The organism is Streptomyces sp. NPDC002306 (assembly GCF_053593435.1).
On the sequence record NZ_JBSFCK010000002.1, the window covers coordinates 290588 to 307442 of the forward strand.

Below are 16855 nucleotides of genomic sequence, written 5' to 3' on the forward strand. Positions count from 1 at the left end.
CTCTCAAGCTCCCTTCGCGGCCTCGAACAGCTCCTCCCGCGGGTCCTCACCCGCGGTCGCCTCGCGATACGCCTCCAGTGCGTCACGAGCCTTCCCCGACAGGTCCTTCGGAACACTCACCTCGACGGTGACCAACAGGTCGCCGCGGGTGCCGTCCTTGCGGACCGCGCCCTTGCCGCGGGCGCGCATCGTGCGGCCGTTCGGGGTGCCCGGTGGCAGCTTCAGCGTCACCGGCGGGCCGCCGAGGGTCGGTACCCGCACCTCGCCGCCGAGCGTCGCCTCCGTGAACGTCACCGGGACGGTGACGGTGAGGTTGTCGTCCTTGCGGCCGAACACCGGGTGGGAGTCGACGTGCACCACCACGTACAGGTCGCCCGCGGGGCCGCCCCGCTCGCCGGGCGCGCCCTTGCCGCGCAGCCGGATCCGCTGCCCGTCGGTGACGCCCGCCGGGATGCGGACCTGCATGGTCCGCGAGGACTTGGCGCGGCCGCTGCCCTTGCACTCCAGGCAGGGGTGCTCGGCGATCAGACCGCGGCCCTTGCAGTCCGGGCAGGGGTCCGTCAGCGAGAACCCGCCACCGGAACCCCGCGCCACCTGGCCGGTGCCGACGCAGGTCGGGCACACCCGCGGGGTGCCGTTCTTGTCGCCGGTGCCGGAACAGGCCTTGCACGGCTGCTGCGAGGTCATCCGCAACGGGACCGTCGCGCCCTCGATCGCCTCCGTGAAGCTCAGCGTGACCTCGGTGTCGATGTCCTGGCCGCGCCGGGGCTGGGTGCGCGTGCCGGTGCCCGCGCCACCCCGGTTGAACAGTCCGCCGAAGACGTCACCGATACCGCCGCCGAAGCCGCCGGCCCCGCCGCCGCCTTGCTGGGCGCCGCCTCCGAAGAGGTCGCCCAGGTCGAAGTTGAAGTTGCCGCCGCCCGCGCCCGGCCCCGGGCGGAAGCCGCCGTTGCCGAAGAGCGCGCGGGCCTCGTCGTACTCCTTGCGCTTCTTGGGGTCACCGAGGATGTCGTTCGCCTCGGAGATCTCCTTGAAGCGCTCCTCCGCCTTGGTGTTGCCCTTGTTGGCGTCCGGGTGGAACTCGCGGGCGAGCTTGCGGTACGCCTTCTTGATCTCGGCCTCGGTGGCGTCCTTGGGGACGCCGAGAACCTTGTAGTAGTCCTTCTCGATGAAGTCCTTGGTACTCATCCTCGACGTCCCTCCTTCCTCGCCCCGCCGCCGGCGTCAGCCCTCGTCCGGGCCACCGCTCTCCTTGTCGTCGGCCGTCTCGGCCGAGTCCTCGGCCTTGACCGCCTGTGCGCCCGGCTGGGGTTCGGCCACGGCCACCCGCGCGGGGCGGATGGTGCGCTCGCCGATCCGGTACCCGGGCTGCAGGATCGCCACGCAGGTCGTCTCGGTGACGTCCGGCGCGTAACTGTGCATCAGGGCTTCGTGGATCGTCGGGTCGAAGGGCTCGCCCTCCTTGCCGAACTGCTGAAGGCCCATCTTCGCCGCGACGGTCTCCAGCGACTCCGCGACGGACTTGAATCCGCCGACGAGTTCGCCGTGCTCCCGGGCGCGGCCGATGTCGTCCAGCGTGGGCATGAGCTCGGTCAGGAGGTTCGCGATCGCGATCTCCTTGACCGCGATCCGGTCGCGCTCCACCCGACGGCGGTAGTTCTGATACTCCGCCTGGAGCCGCTGGAGGTCCGCCGTGCGCTCGCCGAGCGCCGTACGCACCTGGTCCAGCTGGGCCACCAGAGCGGTGGTGTGGTTCGCGTCCCCGGCCGGGGCCGCCGCCCCCTCCGCGGAGGGGGCGGCGGCCTTCGGCTCGGCGTCGTCAGAGGTCGCGCCGGAAGGGACGTCGGGCTTCTCCTCGAAGCCCGGGGTCTCCTCCGTCACGCGGCACCGTCCTTGCGCTCGTCGTCCACGATCTCGGCGTCCACGACGTCGTCGTCGGCCCTGCCCTCACCGGCACCGGCGGACGCGCCACCGGCGGCCTGCGCGGCCTGGGCGTCGGCGTACATGGCCTGGCCCAGCTTCTGGGAGACGGCGGCCACCTTCTCCGTGGCGGTACGGATCTCGGCGGTGTCCTCGCCCTTGAGCGCGGCCTTGAGCTCCTCGACCGACGCCTCGACCTCGGCCTTGATCTCGCCCGGGACCTTGTCCTCGTTGTCCTTGAGGAACTTCTCGGTCTGGTAGACGAGCTGCTCGCCCTGGTTGCGGGCCTCGGCCGCCTCGCGGCGGGCGTGGTCCTCCTCCGCGTACTTCTCGGCCTCCTGGCGCATGCGGTCGACCTCGTCCTTCGGCAGCGAGGAGCCGCCGGTGACGGTCATCTTCTGCTCCTTGCCGGTGCCGAGGTCCTTCGCCGTGACGTGCATGATGCCGTTGGCGTCGATGTCGAAGGCGACCTCGATCTGCGGGACACCACGCGGGGCCGGCGGCAGGCCGGTCAGCTCGAACATCCCGAGCTTCTTGTTGTACGCCGCGATCTCGCGCTCGCCCTGGTAGACCTGGATCTGCACGGACGGCTGGTTGTCCTCGGCGGTGGTGAAGATCTCGGACCGCTTGGTCGGGATCGTCGTGTTCCGCTCGATGAGCTTCGTCATGATGCCGCCCTTGGTCTCGATACCGAGGGACAGCGGGGTGACGTCGAGGAGCAGGACGTCCTTGACCTCGCCCTTGAGGACACCGGCCTGGAGCGCGGCGCCGATGGCGACGACCTCGTCCGGGTTCACACCCTTGTTGGCCTCGTTGCCGCCGGTCAGCTCCTTGACGAGCTCGGCGACGGCGGGCATACGGGTGGAGCCGCCGACGAGAACGACGTGGTCGATCTCGCCGAGCTGGATGCCGGCGTCCTTGATGACGTTGTGGAACGGGGTCTTGCAGCGCTCCAGCAGGTCGGCCGTCAGCTGCTGGAACTGAGCCCGGGTGAGCTTCTCGTCCAGGTGCAGCGGGCCCTCGGCGGAGGCGGTGATGTAGGGCAGGTTGATCGAGGTCTCGGTGGACGAGGACAGCTCGATCTTGGCCTTCTCGGCAGCCTCGCGCAGACGCTGGAGGGCCATCTTGTCCTTGGCGAGGTCCACGCCGTGACCGGACCTGAACTGCTGCACCAGGTAGTCGACGACACGCTGGTCCCAGTCGTCACCACCGAGGTGGTTGTCGCCGTTGGTGGCCTTCACCTCGACGACGCCGTCGCCGATCTCCAGGAGGGACACGTCGAAGGTGCCGCCACCGAGGTCGAAGACGAGGATCGTCTGGTCGTCCTTGTCGAGGCCGTACGCCAGCGCGGCCGCGGTGGGCTCGTTGACGATGCGAAGGACGTTGAGACCGGCGATCTCGCCGGCTTCCTTCGTCGCCTGGCGCTCGGAGTCGTTGAAGTACGCCGGGACGGTGATGACCGCGTCCGCGACCTTCTCGCCCAGGTACGCCTCGGCGTCACGCTTCAGCTTCTGCAGGATGAACGCGCTCATCTGCTGCGGGTTGAAGCTCTTGCCGTCGAGCTCGATCTTCCAGTCCGTGCCCATGTGGCGCTTGACGGACCGGATGGTCCGGTCCACGTTCGTGACCGCCTGGCGCTTGGCGACCTCGCCGACGAGCACCTCACCGTTCTTCGCGAAGGCGACGACGGACGGCGTGGTCCGGGCACCCTCGGCGTTGGTGATGACGGTGGGCTCGCCGCCCTCCAGAACGCTGACGACGGAGTTAGTCGTGCCCAGGTCGATGCCGACCGCACGTGCCATGGTGATTTCCTCCAGCTGACTTGAGTGGAACGGACTCAAGTGTGCACGAGACCCGGCCCGTGGTCAACAGAGCTGAGTCATGGCGACTCAACTCTTATCCGTTCCTTACGCGCAACTGGGGCCTGACCTGCGCCGACGCGGACCGTCGCGGGCCGCGCACAGAGAGGCGCAACACCCCGAGCACGCCGAGCAGCGCCGCTCCCGCCACCCAGAGCACGGCCTGCGCACCGATCCATCCGGTGTGCACCAGCACCCCGACGAGCACCGCCGAGAAGGCCCCGGCACCGAGCACCACGGTCGCCCCCTGCGCGGTGAGCCCGCGCCGCCGCAGCCGGTGGCCGAGATGGTCGGGCCCCCGGCGCAGCAGCGGCCGCCCGGCGATCCGGCGCGCCAGGACCACCAGGACGGCGTCGGCGCTCGCGATCGCCGTGAGCGCGAACAGCACCCCCGCGCTGGGCACGAGCCCGTACCCGGTCCGGGTGAGCAGCGCGGCCGAGGCGAGCACGAAGCCCGTGAACAGCGACCCGCAGGCACCGAGGCCGACCCGCGCGGGATGCCAGTTGTGCATGAGGAACCCGGTCAGCGCGGCGGCGAACACGCTGAGCAGCACCGCGAGCCCGTCCATGACCTCCGCGGCGGCGCAGGCGCCCACTCCGAAGGCGGTGACCACCCCGACGGTGCCCGCGAGCCCGTCGCCGTGGTCGAGCCCCCTGAAGGCGAGCGCCACCCAGACGACCCAGCCCACGGCGAGCAGCCCGCCGGGCACCCCCGTCTCGCCGTACGGCACCACGCAGGCCGCCGCCACCGCCGTACCGACGACCAGGAACCGCGTCTTCAGCCGCCACGCGTCACCGACCAGCCCGAGCGCGGCGACCGCGGCGCCCGCGACGAGCAGCCGGCCGACCCCGTCGCCCAGCCGGGCGACGCCCGTCCAGTCCCCCGCCGCCGCGACGGCGCAGGTGACGAGCACGACGGCCGCTCCCCCGAGCAGCGGCACCGGCCGCTGGCGCCGCCGGTCGACGATGCCGAGGCGGCGGGCGGGCGTTCGGAGCAGCGATGTGAGGAGGGCGGTGAGCAGCAGAGCGGCGGCGGCAGCGGCGATCCCGTAGAGCACGGATATAAATTAGAGGTAAATGTACCTATTTGGTACGAATAACACGATCGGATTCTGAGGCAACCCTCAGCGACACAGATCACCGAGCGGCTGGCTACAGTGCGGCGGAGGATGCGGGTAGTCTCAGACGGACTGCATAAGTTACCGCTTAGTAATCTCGCTCGAGAAACCCTCGCAGGCCCGAGGAGCCCCGAAATGCAACTCGCCGCGATCATCGTGTCGCTGGTCCTGACCGTGGTCGGCGTGGCGCTGCTGGCACGCGCCATCGGTCAGTTCGTCCGGTACTTCAAGCTGGGGCAGCCGGCCCCCGCCGGGAGTCGGACCGACAACCCCTACCAGCGCAGCGTGACGCTGGTCCGGGAGTTCCTCGGTCACACCCGGATGAACCGCTGGGGCATCGTCGGCGTGGCCCACTGGTTCGTGGCCGTCGGCTTCCTGACGCTGCCCCCGACCCTGGCGCAGGCCTTCGGACAGCTCTTCCAGGCCGACTGGACGCTGCCCCTCATCGGCGACTTCCTGCCGTTCGAGATGTACACCGAGTTCATCGGTGTGATGACCATCCTCGGCATCCTCGTCCTGATGGCGATCCGGCTGCTGAACCTGCCCTCGCGTCCGGGCCGCAAGTCCCGCTTCGCCGGCTCCAAGTCCGGACAGGCGTACTTCGTCGAGTACGTCATCCTCACCATCGGCCTGGCCATCTACACCCTGCGCGGCCTCGAGGGCGCCCTGCACCACGTCGAGAGCTACGAAGCCGGTTACTTCGCCTCGTACCCGCTGGTCCTGGCCTTCAAGGGCCTGAGCGTCACGACCCTCCAGAACCTGGTCTACCTGGTCGCCATGATCAAGATCAGCGTCTCCTTCATCTGGATGATCGTGGTGTCGCTGAACACCAACATGGGCGTCGCCTGGCACCGCTTTCTGGCGTTCCCGAACATCTGGTTCAAGCGGGACGCGAAGGGCGGGACGGCCCTGGGCGCCCTGCTGCCGATGACGTCGGGCGGCAAGCCGATCGACTTCACCGACCCCGGTGACGACGACGTGTTCGGTGTCTCCCAGGTCGAGCAGTTCTCCTGGAAGGGCCTGCTGGACTTCTCCACCTGCACCGAGTGCGGACGCTGCCAGTCGCAGTGCCCGGCCTGGAACACGGGCAAGCCGCTCTCCCCGAAGCTGCTGATCATGTCGCTGCGCGACCACGCGCACGCCAAGGCCCCCTACCTGCTGGCCGGCGGCGGCAAGACCATGGAGGGCGAGGAGAAGGCGTCGCAGGAGCAGCTGGCCGAGGTGCCCGCGGCGGCGCTGGCGGAGGCCGAGCGGCCCCTCATCGGCACGGCCGAGGAGAACGGCGTCATCGACCCCGACGTCCTGTGGTCCTGCACCACCTGCGGCGCCTGCGTCGAGCAGTGCCCGGTGGACATCGAGCACATCGACCACATCGTCGACATGCGCCGCTACCAGGTGATGATCGAGTCGTCCTTCCCGTCCGAGGCGGGCACGATGCTCAAGAACCTGGAGAAGAAGGGCAACCCCTGGGGCCTGGCCAAGAAGCAGCGCCTGGAGTGGACGAAGGAACTCGACTTCGAGGTGCCGGTCGTCGGCCGCGACATCGAGGACCTGACCGAGGTCGAGTACCTGTACTGGGTCGGCTGCGCGGGCGCCCTGGAGGACCGCGCGAAGAAGACCACGAAGGCGTTCGCCGAACTGCTGCACATCGCGGGCGTCAAGTTCGCGATCATGGGCGGTGACGAGAAGTGCACCGGCGACTCCGCCCGCCGCCTGGGCAACGAGCCCCTGTTCCAGGAGCTCGGCATGGAGAACGTCATGGCCCTGAACACGGCGTTCGGCGAGGAACTCGACGACGACGGCAAGGTCACCGAGGAGTCGCGCAAGCCGAGGTCGGCGAAGAAGATCGTCGCGACCTGCCCGCACTGCCTCAACACCATCGGCAACGAATACCCGCAGCTCGGCGGCGACTACGAGGTCATCCACCACACCCAGCTGCTCCAGCACCTGGTCGACGAGGGCAAGCTCGTCCCGGTCACGCCGGTCGAGGGCATCATCACCTACCACGACCCCTGCTACCTGGGCCGACACAACAAGATCTACACGCCGCCGCGCGAGATCATCGCCAGCGTCCCGGGCCTCAGGAACGAGGAGATGCACCGCCACAAGGAACGCGGCTTCTGCTGCGGCGCGGGCGGCGCGCGGATGTGGATGGAGGAGCGGATCGGCAAGCGCATCAACAACGAGCGCGTCGACGAGGCCCTCTCCCTCAACCCCGACATCGTCTCCACCGCCTGCCCGTTCTGCCTGGTCATGCTCACCGACTCGGTCAACGGCAAGAAGAACGAGGGCAAGGCCAAGGAGTCCATCCAGGTCGTGGACGTCGCCCAGCTCCTCCTGGACTCCGTCCGGACCCCGGTCGACGACGAGCCCCCGGCGGGCCAGTCGGAGTCGGAACACGAGCCGGAGCCGCAGCCGGTGAAGTGAGCCGGCCGTACGGCACCTTCCTGCGCCCTCCGACCCGCTCCTGGGTCGGGGGGCGCAGGCGTTTCCCGAGGCCGGCCGGGGGCGGGGGCGTCGGGGTGTGCGGCCTCGGGCGCCCCGGTCCGTTCGCGAGGCCCTTCGCGAGGCCGTTCCTGACCCTGTGATCCCGTACGCGAGACCCCTCCCGATCTCGTTCGCGAAACCGTTCGCGAAACGGTTCGCGATACGCAAGGCCCCCGCCCCCTCTCCGTCGCCGTCCTCCCCCTCCCGCCTCTGCCCGCGCGGAAGTCACCCCCTGACTCCCCTTAGGGGATGTCACAGCTCAGCAGCAAAGCCGGGCCCGAAAGCCCAGGCCCCGTACGTCATCGCGTGGGACCAGGTACGTTCGAAGGCGTGGCTGGATTCAGGATCGGACGCGGCGGCCGGGACAACCGTGCCCCGCAAGCGCGACCGCACAACCCTCCGTACGGGCAGGCGCCCCAGGGGCCGTCGTACGGCTACCCGTCGGCGCCTCAGCAGCCGTACCCGCAGCAACCGCAGTACCGGGGTGGCCAGCAGCCGCCGCACGGTGGCGGTGGCGGTGGCCAGTGGCCGCACGCGAACGGCGGCGGTCACGACGGGCGGCCCGGTGACGAGCCGGAGTACTTCGGCGGCGCCGATCCGTACGGCCAGGGACCGGGCGCCGCGCACGACCCGTACGCGGCGAACAACCCGGGGCACACCCAGGCCTTCGCGGTCGGCGACCAGGCGCCCTACAACCAGGGCGACACCTACCACGCGGGCTCAGCGGCCCCGTCGGCTCCGGTCGGGCCGCCCCTGCACTGGAAGGACCTGCTGAAGGGCATCGTGGCGGCCCCCGACCAGACCTTCCTGCGGATGCGCGACTACACGATGTGGGGCCCCGCCCTGATCGTGACGTTCCTCTACGGCCTGATCGCGGTCTTCGGCTTCGACGGCGCCCGCGAGGACGCCATCAACGCCACCCTCTCCAACGCCATCCCGATCGTCCTGACGACGGCCGTGGCGATGGTGATCAGCGCCTTCGTCCTGGGCGTGGTCACCCACACCGTGGCCCGCCAGCTCGGCGGCGACGGCGCGTGGCAGCCCACGGTCGGCCTGTCGATGCTGATCATGTCGCTGACGGACACGCCCCGCCTGGTCCTCGCGATGTTCTTCGGCGGCGACGCGACCTTCGTCCAGCTCGTGGGCTGGGCGACCTGGGTGGCGGCCGGTGCGCTGCTGACCCTGATGGTCCGCCGCTCCCACGACCTGCCCTGGCCGAAGGCGCTGGGCGCGTCGGCGATCCAGCTGATCGCCCTGCTGTCGATCGTGAAGCTGGGCACGTTCTAGAGCGGCACGAGCGCGTGAGTACCGCGAGTACCGCGAGTACCGCGCTGTGGCGCAAACGAAGATCCCCGGTCCATCAGGACCGGGGATCTTCTCGTGAGCGGCGGGTCAGAGAGCTTCCCGCGAGGGAGTGACCGGCTCACCCGGCTTACGTACGACGGGCAGGACACTCCACGGGAAGTTGATCCAGTCGTCGGTGCGCTTCCACACGTACTCGCACTTGACGAGGCTCTGCGACTTCTCGTAGATCACCGCGGAGCGCACCTCGGCCACGTGGTCGAGGCAGAAGTCGTACACGAGCTTGAGGGTCCTGCCCGTGTCGGCCACGTCGTCGGCGATCAGCACCTTCTTGTCGGTGAAGTCGATGACGTTCGGGACGGGCGCCAGCATCACCGGCATCTCGAGCGTCTGGCCCACACCCGTGTAGAACTCGACGTTCACGAGGTGCAGGTTCTTGCAGTCGAGGGCGTAGGCGAGGCCGCCGGCCACGAAGACGCCGCCTCGGGCGATGGACAGCACGATGTCGGGCTCGTACCCGTCGTCGGCGACCGCCTGCGCGAGCTCGCGCACGGCGACGCCGAACTGCTCGTAGGTGAGGTTCTCTCGTGTTCCCTCGGCGCTCATACCTGCGTCCTGTGGAAGTTGAGGTAGGACCGGGAGGCGGTCGGTCCACGCTGACCCTGGTAGCGGGACCCGTACCGCTCGCTGCCGTACGGGGACTCGGCCGGCGAGCTGAGCCGGAACATGCACAGCTGCCCGATCTTCATCCCCGGCCACAGCTTGATGGGAAGGGTCGCGAGATTGGAGAGCTCCAGCGTCACGTGCCCCGAGAAGCCGGGGTCGATGAAGCCGGCGGTGGAGTGCGTGACGAGCCCGAGGCGCCCGAGCGAGCTCTTGCCCTCCAGCCGGGACGCGAGGTCGTCGGGTAGCGAGATGACCTCGTACGTGCTGGCGAGCACGAACTCCCCGGGATGAAGAATGAACGGCTCGTCCCCCTCGGGCTCCACGAGCCGTGTGAGGTCGGCCTGCTCGACGGAGGGGTCGATGTGGGGGTACCGGTGGTTCTCGAACACGCGGAACAGTCGGTCGAGGCGCACGTCGATACTCGACGGCTGAACCATCGATTCGTCGTAGGGATCGATCCGTACTCGCCCGGCGTCGATCTCGGCCCGGATGTCCTTGTCTGAGAGAAGCACGCCCCGAGGATACGCAAGGCGCGCGGACCCACCACAATCGTGGCGTCTCCGCGCGCCTGTCACACGCTCCGACCCGGGGGCCCGGCGGGTGCGAGAACGATTCGCCGACCGCGGCCGGCCGCTCCCGCCCCCTCGCCCGTCACTGCCGCTGCGTCTGCTTCTCGAGACTCACGGGCACGACGCTACGGAGCCGCGCACACCGCGGACACCGGACGAGCCGCCCGGGACCGAGTCGCTCGGCCTGCTGCATCGGGAACGAAGTGGTGCTGAACACGTGCCCATCGGCACATCGGACGACGGTGCGCTCCATCAAGTCCTAGAGTCCCTTCCCCAAAGAGCCGCGTCTGGCTGGGATGCCCTGACGACGAAAGCCACATTACGGGATGAAAGGGACGACTCTCCAGGCGGCGCTCCGGCCCCGCCCGGACCCTCTCCCACACCCCCACCGTACGCCCCAACTCCCGCCCCCCGCAGCCCCGTCACTCCCCTGAGACGCGCGCGGGCCCCTCGGCTTCAGCGCCGGGGGCCTGCGATGAGGTAGAGTGAGCGAGCATTCGGACACCGGCTCAACCGGCGTCTTACGCGGGTGTAGTTTAATGGTAGAACATCAGCTTCCCAAGCTGAGAGCGCGAGTTCGATTCTCGTCACCCGCTCCACGACGAAGGCCCAGGTCATAGACCCGGGCCTTTTTGCTGTCCGCCGTGATCAGATGTCGCGTGCCAGATCCGTGCCAGAACGCTGGCCGTGCCCCTTCTCGGCGGCCGCGGCCCGAGCCTTACGGACGGTGGCGTCGAGGCCGGCGGCGACCTCTTCCTGTCGCTCGTCGTCGGAGTGCTGAGAGATCAGCGCCGCCTCCTCGGAGGACTGCCCGGCCCGCACCATGGTGTCCTTCAGGGTCGCACCGGAACGGGTGGACGAAGGGACGAGCGGTCGGCGGTGACGCTGCCCGTTCCGGCGTGAGCGCCAGGTGCCGCGTTTCGTCCCCCACACGCCAGTACCTCGTGGAAGTGACCACTCCCCCACGCTCGTTGGCGAACAGTCGATCGTCCCCGGCGGTGTCGAACTCCTCCACTGGCCCTTTCGCATGCTCACGGTCGCACCAGGTGAGGGCATCGTCGCCTGCGCACGCCAACTGCCATCGGTCCTCCGCTCACTGAGGCTCACGGGGCTCCGCGGTTCTTGGTTGATCCGGGCCGCATACGGCCCGTCACCCGAGGTCGCTACGATGCGCCGGGCCGCGCCCCAGGCGGCGCGGAAACTTTCCCGGAGGGGGATACCTGTGTTCGTGCTGTCCATCCTGCTGCTGATAGCCGCAGTGGTGCTCTTTCTCGTCGGCCGCGGCCGCACCACCCCAGGCTGGAAGCTCGGGGCGGCGCTCAGTGCCGTGGCGGGCGTGCTGGCAGGCACCTTCGCCTGCGTCCATGTCGTGAGCGCCTCCGAGGTCGGTGTGCCGGTGACCTTCGGCAAGATCGGCACGCCGCTGACCTCGGGCATCCACTTCAAGTCACCGTTCACCGACGTCACGGCCTTCTCCACCCGCCCGGTGGACCTCAACCTCAACAACAAGGACGTGGTCGAGGTTCGCTCCTCGCAGGGCGGTGTGCTGTACGTGGACGTCACCATCAAGTGGGCAGTGATGCCGACCAAGGCGGTCGAGCTGTACCGACTGGCGGGCAGCGAGGAAGCCGTCGAGGAGCGGCAGGTGGTTCCGGACAGCCGCGAGATCATCCGCAACGTCTTCGCGAAGCACACCAGTGAGGAGGGCTACGCCTCCGCACGCGAGCAGATCGGCTCGGAGATCGCCGACCTCATCAGGAAGCGCCTGGCACCGCGCGGGATCGACGTCACCTCCGTCAACCTGCGCAATGTGAGGCCATCGGAGAAGCTGCAGGGCCAGATCGACAAGAAGATCCAGCAGGAGCAGGCCACCGAGCGGACCACCGAGGCGGCGCGTACGGCCAAGGCGGAGGCGGAGCGCAAGCGGATCGAGGCGGAGGGCATCGCCCGCGCCAACAAGATCATCGAGAAGTCGCTGAGCGACAGGGTGCTGTACAACCAGTGTCTGGAGGCATACAAGGAAGCCGCGAAGGCCAACCCGGTGTACGCGGTGCCGTGCGGTACAGGCTCGAACGGCACGCCGGTCATCGTGGACAGCAGCAAGAACTGAGGCCGCCGCAGGCAGCGCTTGGGGATCGCGGGCAGGCCTCGCCGATAGCGCGGTAAGGCAGGAGTGCCGGCGTCCTCAGGCTGGAGCCGTCCTCGATCGGCGGGGGCGGCTTCGTCCTCTTCGGCACGGTGTACCTCGTGGTGCGATGGGTGCTTCTTGGTCCCTCATGACCAGTGCCCATCTGCACCGTCCGACTGCGGCCGGCCCATGGCGTCCGGCGGCTTCGTCCTCTCCTAGAGGGAGGACGACGGCCGGCGGCCCTGCCGTTCGCTGTGGAGGTGTACTCGTCGGCACGTCTGGTGGAGCTGGGCCGATCAGCCGGACAACCCAGTCAGGCCCGGGGTGGATCGAACTCCCCGGCGGTGTTCAGAACCGCGACGCGCCACGCGAGTTCGATTCTCGTCACCCGCTCCAGGCGAAACCCTCAGGTCCACGAGACCCGGGGGTTCTTTGTTGTCCGGACCGACGGGCGGGGTGCGCAGCATGTCGTCGAGCCCGGCCGCCACGTCCCGTTGCCGCTCGTCATCGGAATGCTGGTGGATCAACACCGCGGAAGATCCTCGCGCGTCCGACAGCGGCCCGGTTGGACCATTGCCCGCTGTCACCCGCGAGAGGAGAATCCCCGCTGATCGATGAGGAGATGTGATGCTCGGCTTCATGGAATGGTCCGTGGTAGCGCTGGGGTGCGTGCTGGTCCTCGCGAGTCTCGGCGGCTGGTGGTGGGAACGGACCAAGGTCCGGAAGGGAGCGAGTCCCGATCAGAGCAGGCGCTTCTTCGCAGCCTGGCTCCCCCTGCTCATGGGTGTGGAGTTGATCGGTGCCAAGGTGCCGCACCTGCTGCACGCGCCCTACTCCGTCGCCATGATCGTGGACGCTCTCAACTTCGTGCTGATCTTCACCGTGGCGGCCCTGGCCTTCTGGATGCTTCGGAAGCGTGGTCTGCGCACCCTCGGATGACGGCAACGGTCTCCGGGTCGGGAACACATCACCGCTCCGTACAGCAGCGAAGTACAGCAACCGACACCGGCCCAAGGCGTCGCCGCACAAGCCGTCCGCCGCTGTCAGGAAGCCTGGACCGAACACTCTCCGGCTTTGATGCCGATCAACTCGCACCTGACCGCGTCCTGCTCTCCCCCGGAAAGCCGCTGGACGACCTCCGCAGCCGAGCGCGTCCCGGCATCAAAACAGGTCGGGTTCTGCTTCACGACCACGGCCAGGATCTCGGTCTGCGCTGTGACCACTTGCCAGCGGTCATCTTCGCCCTGCACCTGCTTCTTGAGCTGATCGGAGCGCTTCGCGAATTCCCGCGTGGTCTGTTCGCACTTCACGGTCGCGCCGTTGTGACTGCCCGCGCCTATGGCGTACCCACCGCCCGCGAGCACAACTGCCGCCCCCGCACTCACCAGGGCGATCACTGATCGTCTCATGACGCGGGATGGTATCGGCCCAGGTCAGGGGAGGGAATGTCGGCCCCTTCCTCGGCAGTGCACATCACCGCCACAGGATCTGCGAGGTCCAGAACCGGGCCGTCTGTGAGCTCAGTTAGTGGGTGGGAGGCGGTGATCCATGCGCCTCGGCCGGCGTCGCGAGGCTCCGAAGTCGACCGGGCATCCCCGAGCCTGGCGTTGAAGTGATGGTTCCGGCGATGCCGTGCGAGCGGGCGGCCGATGGCGCACATCGGTATCGGGCCGAGAAGAGTGGCCGGTTTACCGAGGGGCGCACGATGTACAGAGTGAGTGCTGCGTCCGTCCCGGCCGGCGCGTGCGGAGGAGGAACGCCGTGGTGCGCTACGTTCACCATCAACGGGCCCGTGTGCCGCGAGACATCAACCTCGGCGCGGTCACCACGACGCCCGAGGCCTCCTGTCCGCGGTGACGGAGGAAGAGGTTCGCCGACGAGGTTGGGGAGCGATGGCCAGGAGACATACCCCGCTTGAGAGTCCGGCGTACGTCCTGCTGGTGATAGTCGGATGTGTCTGGACCGCCGCGAGCAGCGGGAGCTCCATCTACCTTCGGGTGCCGAGCGCACTTTTTGCAGTCTTCTGGAGCGCTCTGCTGATCGGTGACTTGGTCGAGCGCCGTCGGCAGCGCGCCTCGCACGCGCCTGACAGCGACGTCTGACGGGCTCCCGCTGCCTGTGCCCCAGCCGGAGCGGACGCCCGCGTCGGTGTGCGGGCGTCCTTTCTCCGTGACGGTGGTGGCGGGCTCAGCCGATGGCGTACGCGCGGTACACCGTCTGCACCGAGCGGCCCCCGGCGGAGTCGGTCACCTCGGAGCGCAGGGCGACGGCGCCTTGGGCCGGGTTGTGCACAGACGCCTGCCAGGTCGAGCCGACGTGCTTGACCGTCGCCGCCTTCCAGGTCTTGCCGCCGTCGGCGGAGGACCAGACCCGGACGGTCTTGGCGGTCACCTTGGTGAACTTCGCGTCAGGGTTCTGGGAGCCGCGTACGGCACTCACGTCGACCCTCGTGGTGCTGTTCGGTGCGGCCTGGTTGTGGGTGTTCAGCCCCGCGGGCAGGAAGCGGGTCAGGAAGACGGACGCGACGGCCGGCTTGGCCGGGTCGGCCTTGAAGCGCCAGTCGAGGGTGGTGCGCGACGACAGCATGTCGGCGGGGAAGGTGATGCCCGGACGGTAGCGACGCGCGTCGACGGTCAGGCGGTACCAGCCGGCCGAGGAGATGCGGGCGGAGAACGCGGAGTCGCCATCGCCCCAGTTGGTCAGGGTCTTCTTCTTGACGGTGGTGCTTCCCTTGGACAGGACCACCGTCTCCTTCGTCGGGTCGGCCCCGCTGATGCCCACGTCGGGGTCACCGATCAGGGCGTCCGGGATGAAGTAGACGGACTTCTGCCAGACCGTCGGCAGATAGTGCAGCGGGCTCCACACGGCCCGGCCGAAGGACTGGGTGGCGCTCTGCCCCGCCTTCAGCGTCCTGGCCTGAGGGAAACCGCCGCCCACGTGGTCGCCGTTGCTCGCGTGGATGTCGTCGCGCGGCTGCCAGGTCCCGGGAGTCACATGGGCGGTGGCGCTGTACGGTGCGTTGTCGTCGTGGACGCCGGCCATCAGGTCGGTCGTGCAGTCGTCGACCTTCGGCTGCGCCTGGAGCGCGGTGCTGTTCTGGCGGGCCATCTGCGTACCGCCGCGTACCGAGAAGCGCATCGTCGCCATGTTCGCCCGCTTGAACGACCCGCCGGGCGCGGCCGGGATGCCCGTGGTGTTCTTCACGGCGACATAGCTGTCGTTGCCCGACCACTGCGCCATGTACCCGAACTGCAGCAGCTTGGAGGAGTTCGGGATGGCGTAGAGGGCTCCCGCGTCGTTCCAGGCGTCCGCGCTGTAGGCGGAGGGCATGTTGCTGACGGCGGCGCACACCCGCGCGCTGATCCGCGCCGGGCCGGTCACGTCGGCGGGCGTGTCGAGCGACACCTTGACGGCCTTGCCCTTGCGCGCGTCGAGCGTCACCGACGTGCTGCCCGAGACCTTGACGACGATCGCGCCGACGGTGTCGGTGCTCCGACCGTCAGAGCGACTCTCGTAGATGTCGGTCATCGCGATGTAGCGCCCCGCCGGCAGGCTGATCCGCTTGCCGGACGTGACGCTGTAGCTCTGCCCGGACGGCACGGCGACGATGGTGACCGTCGTCGAGACCTTGCCGCCGCTCCGCCCCAGCGTGGTGACGGCCAGTGAGGCCGACGCCGCCTGCACGGAAGTGGCGGAGGCGACCAGCGGCACCAACGCGGCCACACCGACGAAAGCGAGCGTTCTTCGTCGCACCCTCATCACCCTCATCTATCCCCCCTCGAACCCCGAGGTCGGGCCATCCTAGCCATGTCACGGACATGGCCATGAAGGCGTGGCGATCGGCCGGAGGGTCGTCGGCGTCCGGTGTCCCACGTGCCTGCGCGGTGGTGGGTCAGGCCGGGGTGTCGGCGTCCCGCGTGGAGGCCGCGAACGCCTCGGGGCCCTGCTCCACCGCTGCCGGGTCCATCCACATGACCTGCCAGCCGTGGCCGTCGAGGTCGTAGAAGCTGCGTGAGTACATGAAGCCGTAGTCCTCGGCGCCATCCGCCTCGGAGCCGCCCGCCGCGAGTGCGGCGGCGCTGACCGTGTCGACCTCGTCGCGGGACGCCACGCTGAAGCAGTACAGCGCCAGCGTGTGGGTGGTCGGGTCGGCCATCGGCAGCTTCGCGAACTCCGCGAACTTCTCGCGGCTGAGCAGCATGACGAAGGCGTGCTCGCCGACCGGCATGCAGGCGGAGGTCTCGTCGGTGAACCGCGGGTTGAAGCCGAACCCGAGCTTGGCGAAGAACGCCTTGCTGAGTTCGAGGTCCGCCACGGGGATGTTCACGAACAGCATGCGGCCGGGCTGTGCGGGATTCGTCATGGTGGGTCTCCAGTCGGTGGCTCGGTGGCTTCATGCCTCGATGCCTCGATGCCTCGATGCCTCGGTGGCTCGGTGGCTCGGTGGCTCGGTGGCTCGATGGCTCGATGGCGTACGTACTGACAGACCGGCCCGGCGGGCGGAAATCATCGGTGTGCCGACGCCGGCTCCCCGCTTCACGCCCGCGGTCTTCGCCGACCAGGTGACCGGCACGGACGCGGTGGTCGCCGCGCTGCTCGCGACGGCCGGCGCGGTGACGGTGGCGACGTCGCCTTCCGTGCCGAACGGAGGACGTGGTGATCCGGTCGGGCTCTGTTCGGCTCCGTTGTCCGTGAACTTCCCCGGGATTGTCCGTGATCGGTAACGGACGGATCCCGTGGGTGCCGTCCTTCGTCCTGCCAAGTGGTCGCGAGGCGGCCGGTGGTCCACGGGGCATGGTGCGAAAGC

At 69.0% G+C, this 16855-nt stretch carries 14 protein-coding genes, 1 tRNA gene and 1 pseudogene; 6 read left to right on the forward strand and 10 right to left on the reverse strand.

All coding sequences use genetic code 11. The features are described 5' to 3' along the window. Positions 1-3: 3 nt before the first annotated feature. The 4 genes from dnaJ to ACWCQK_RS05710 form a co-directional block, all read right to left on the reverse strand. Positions 4-1188, reverse strand: a complete 1185-nt coding sequence (dnaJ, locus tag ACWCQK_RS05695; protein ID WP_451152261.1) for a molecular chaperone DnaJ — start codon at positions 1186-1188, stop codon at positions 4-6. 36 nt (positions 1189-1224) lie between these two features. Then, complete coding sequence (grpE, locus tag ACWCQK_RS05700) at positions 1225-1881, reverse strand: nucleotide exchange factor GrpE (RefSeq protein WP_451152263.1); 657 nt, start codon at positions 1879-1881, stop codon at positions 1225-1227. Further along, a complete protein-coding gene (dnaK, locus tag ACWCQK_RS05705; RefSeq protein WP_451152265.1) occupies positions 1878-3722 on the reverse strand; it encodes a molecular chaperone DnaK in 1845 nt (614 codons plus the stop codon). The genes grpE and dnaK overlap by 4 nt, the downstream gene beginning before the upstream one ends. 94 nt (positions 3723-3816) lie before the next feature. Continuing rightward, complete coding sequence (locus tag ACWCQK_RS05710; RefSeq protein WP_451152267.1) at positions 3817-4836, reverse strand: MraY family glycosyltransferase; 1020 nt, start codon at positions 4834-4836, stop codon at positions 3817-3819. Between the two features lie 195 nt (positions 4837-5031). On the opposite strand from ACWCQK_RS05710, the gene ACWCQK_RS05715 reads away from it, so the two are divergent. Then, entirely contained in the window at positions 5032-7323 is a 2292-nt protein-coding gene (locus tag ACWCQK_RS05715; RefSeq protein WP_451152269.1) for a (Fe-S)-binding protein, read from the forward strand. A gap of 309 nt (positions 7324-7632) precedes the next feature. After that, complete coding sequence (locus ACWCQK_RS05720; protein ID WP_451152271.1) at positions 7633-8670, forward strand: Yip1 family protein; 1038 nt, start codon at positions 7633-7635, stop codon at positions 8668-8670. Positions 8671-8775: 105 nt separating this feature from the next. On the opposite strand, the gene ACWCQK_RS05725 is transcribed toward ACWCQK_RS05720, so the two are convergent. Both ACWCQK_RS05725 and dcd read right to left on the reverse strand, forming a co-directional pair. Then, positions 8776-9291 carry a phosphoribosyltransferase gene (locus ACWCQK_RS05725; protein WP_451152273.1) on the reverse strand — a complete coding sequence of 172 codons (516 nt, stop codon included), beginning with the start codon at positions 9289-9291 and terminating at the stop codon, positions 8776-8778. After that, a complete protein-coding gene (gene dcd / locus ACWCQK_RS05730) occupies positions 9288-9863 on the reverse strand; it encodes a dCTP deaminase (protein WP_451152275.1) in 576 nt (191 codons plus the stop codon). Before dcd ends, ACWCQK_RS05725 begins: the two co-directional genes overlap by 4 nt. Before the next feature lie 582 nt (positions 9864-10445). Here dcd and ACWCQK_RS05735 point away from each other — a divergent pair. Further along, positions 10446-10519, forward strand: a tRNA-Gly gene (locus ACWCQK_RS05735). A gap of 49 nt (positions 10520-10568) precedes the next feature. Here the strand turns inward: ACWCQK_RS05735 and ACWCQK_RS05740 are convergent. Continuing rightward, positions 10569-10778 (reverse strand): annotated as a pseudogene (locus ACWCQK_RS05740) (tyrosine-type recombinase/integrase); the annotation flags it as partial. Between the two features lie 364 nt (positions 10779-11142). Between ACWCQK_RS05740 and ACWCQK_RS05745 the strand changes: the two are divergent. Together ACWCQK_RS05745 and ACWCQK_RS05750 are read left to right on the forward strand one after the other, a co-directional pair. Beyond that, complete coding sequence (locus ACWCQK_RS05745) at positions 11143-12030, forward strand: prohibitin family protein (RefSeq protein WP_451152277.1); 888 nt, start codon at positions 11143-11145, stop codon at positions 12028-12030. A gap of 657 nt (positions 12031-12687) precedes the next feature. After that, a complete protein-coding gene (locus tag ACWCQK_RS05750; RefSeq protein WP_451152279.1) occupies positions 12688-12987 on the forward strand; it encodes a hypothetical protein in 300 nt (99 codons plus the stop codon). A 104-nt stretch (positions 12988-13091) separates the two neighbouring features. Here ACWCQK_RS05750 and ACWCQK_RS05755 read toward each other — a convergent pair whose 3' ends face one another. The 3 genes from ACWCQK_RS05755 to ACWCQK_RS05765 all read right to left on the reverse strand — a co-directional run bounded on the left by ACWCQK_RS05755 (position 13092) and on the right by ACWCQK_RS05765 (position 16411). After that, on the reverse strand, positions 13092-13457 hold the full coding sequence (locus ACWCQK_RS05755) for a hypothetical protein (RefSeq protein ID WP_451152281.1): 366 nt from the start codon (positions 13455-13457) through the stop codon (positions 13092-13094). 778 nt (positions 13458-14235) lie between these two features. Further along, positions 14236-15801, reverse strand: a complete 1566-nt coding sequence (locus ACWCQK_RS05760; protein ID WP_451152283.1) for a hypothetical protein — start codon at positions 15799-15801, stop codon at positions 14236-14238. 139 nt (positions 15802-15940) lie between these two features. After that, on the reverse strand, positions 15941-16411 hold the full coding sequence (locus tag ACWCQK_RS05765) for a VOC family protein (protein ID WP_451152285.1): 471 nt from the start codon (positions 16409-16411) through the stop codon (positions 15941-15943). Between the two features lie 88 nt (positions 16412-16499). On the opposite strand from ACWCQK_RS05765, the gene ACWCQK_RS05770 reads away from it, so the two are divergent. Further along, positions 16500-16772: a hypothetical protein gene (locus tag ACWCQK_RS05770; protein ID WP_451152287.1), complete on the forward strand. Its 273-nt coding sequence runs from the start codon at positions 16500-16502 to the stop codon at positions 16770-16772. Positions 16773-16855 lie beyond the last annotated feature (83 nt).

Coding starts and splice junctions, on each gene's coding strand:
- dnaJ (WP_451152261.1), bottom strand. CDS start 1,188: ATGAGTACCAAGGACTTCATCGAGAAGGACTACTACAAGGTTCTCGGC.
- dnaK (WP_451152265.1), bottom strand. CDS start 3,722: ATGGCACGTGCGGTCGGCATCGACCTGGGCACGACTAACTCCGTCGTC.
- ACWCQK_RS05715 (WP_451152269.1), top strand. CDS start 5,032: ATGCAACTCGCCGCGATCATCGTGTCGCTGGTCCTGACCGTGGTCGGC.
- ACWCQK_RS05720 (WP_451152271.1), top strand. CDS start 7,633: ATGTCACAGCTCAGCAGCAAAGCCGGGCCCGAAAGCCCAGGCCCCGTA.
- ACWCQK_RS05725 (WP_451152273.1), bottom strand. CDS start 9,291: ATGAGCGCCGAGGGAACACGAGAGAACCTCACCTACGAGCAGTTCGGC.
- ACWCQK_RS05750 (WP_451152279.1), top strand. CDS start 12,688: ATGGAATGGTCCGTGGTAGCGCTGGGGTGCGTGCTGGTCCTCGCGAGT.
- ACWCQK_RS05755 (WP_451152281.1), bottom strand. CDS start 13,457: ATGAGACGATCAGTGATCGCCCTGGTGAGTGCGGGGGCGGCAGTTGTG.
- ACWCQK_RS05765 (WP_451152285.1), bottom strand. CDS start 16,411: ATGACGAATCCCGCACAGCCCGGCCGCATGCTGTTCGTGAACATCCCC.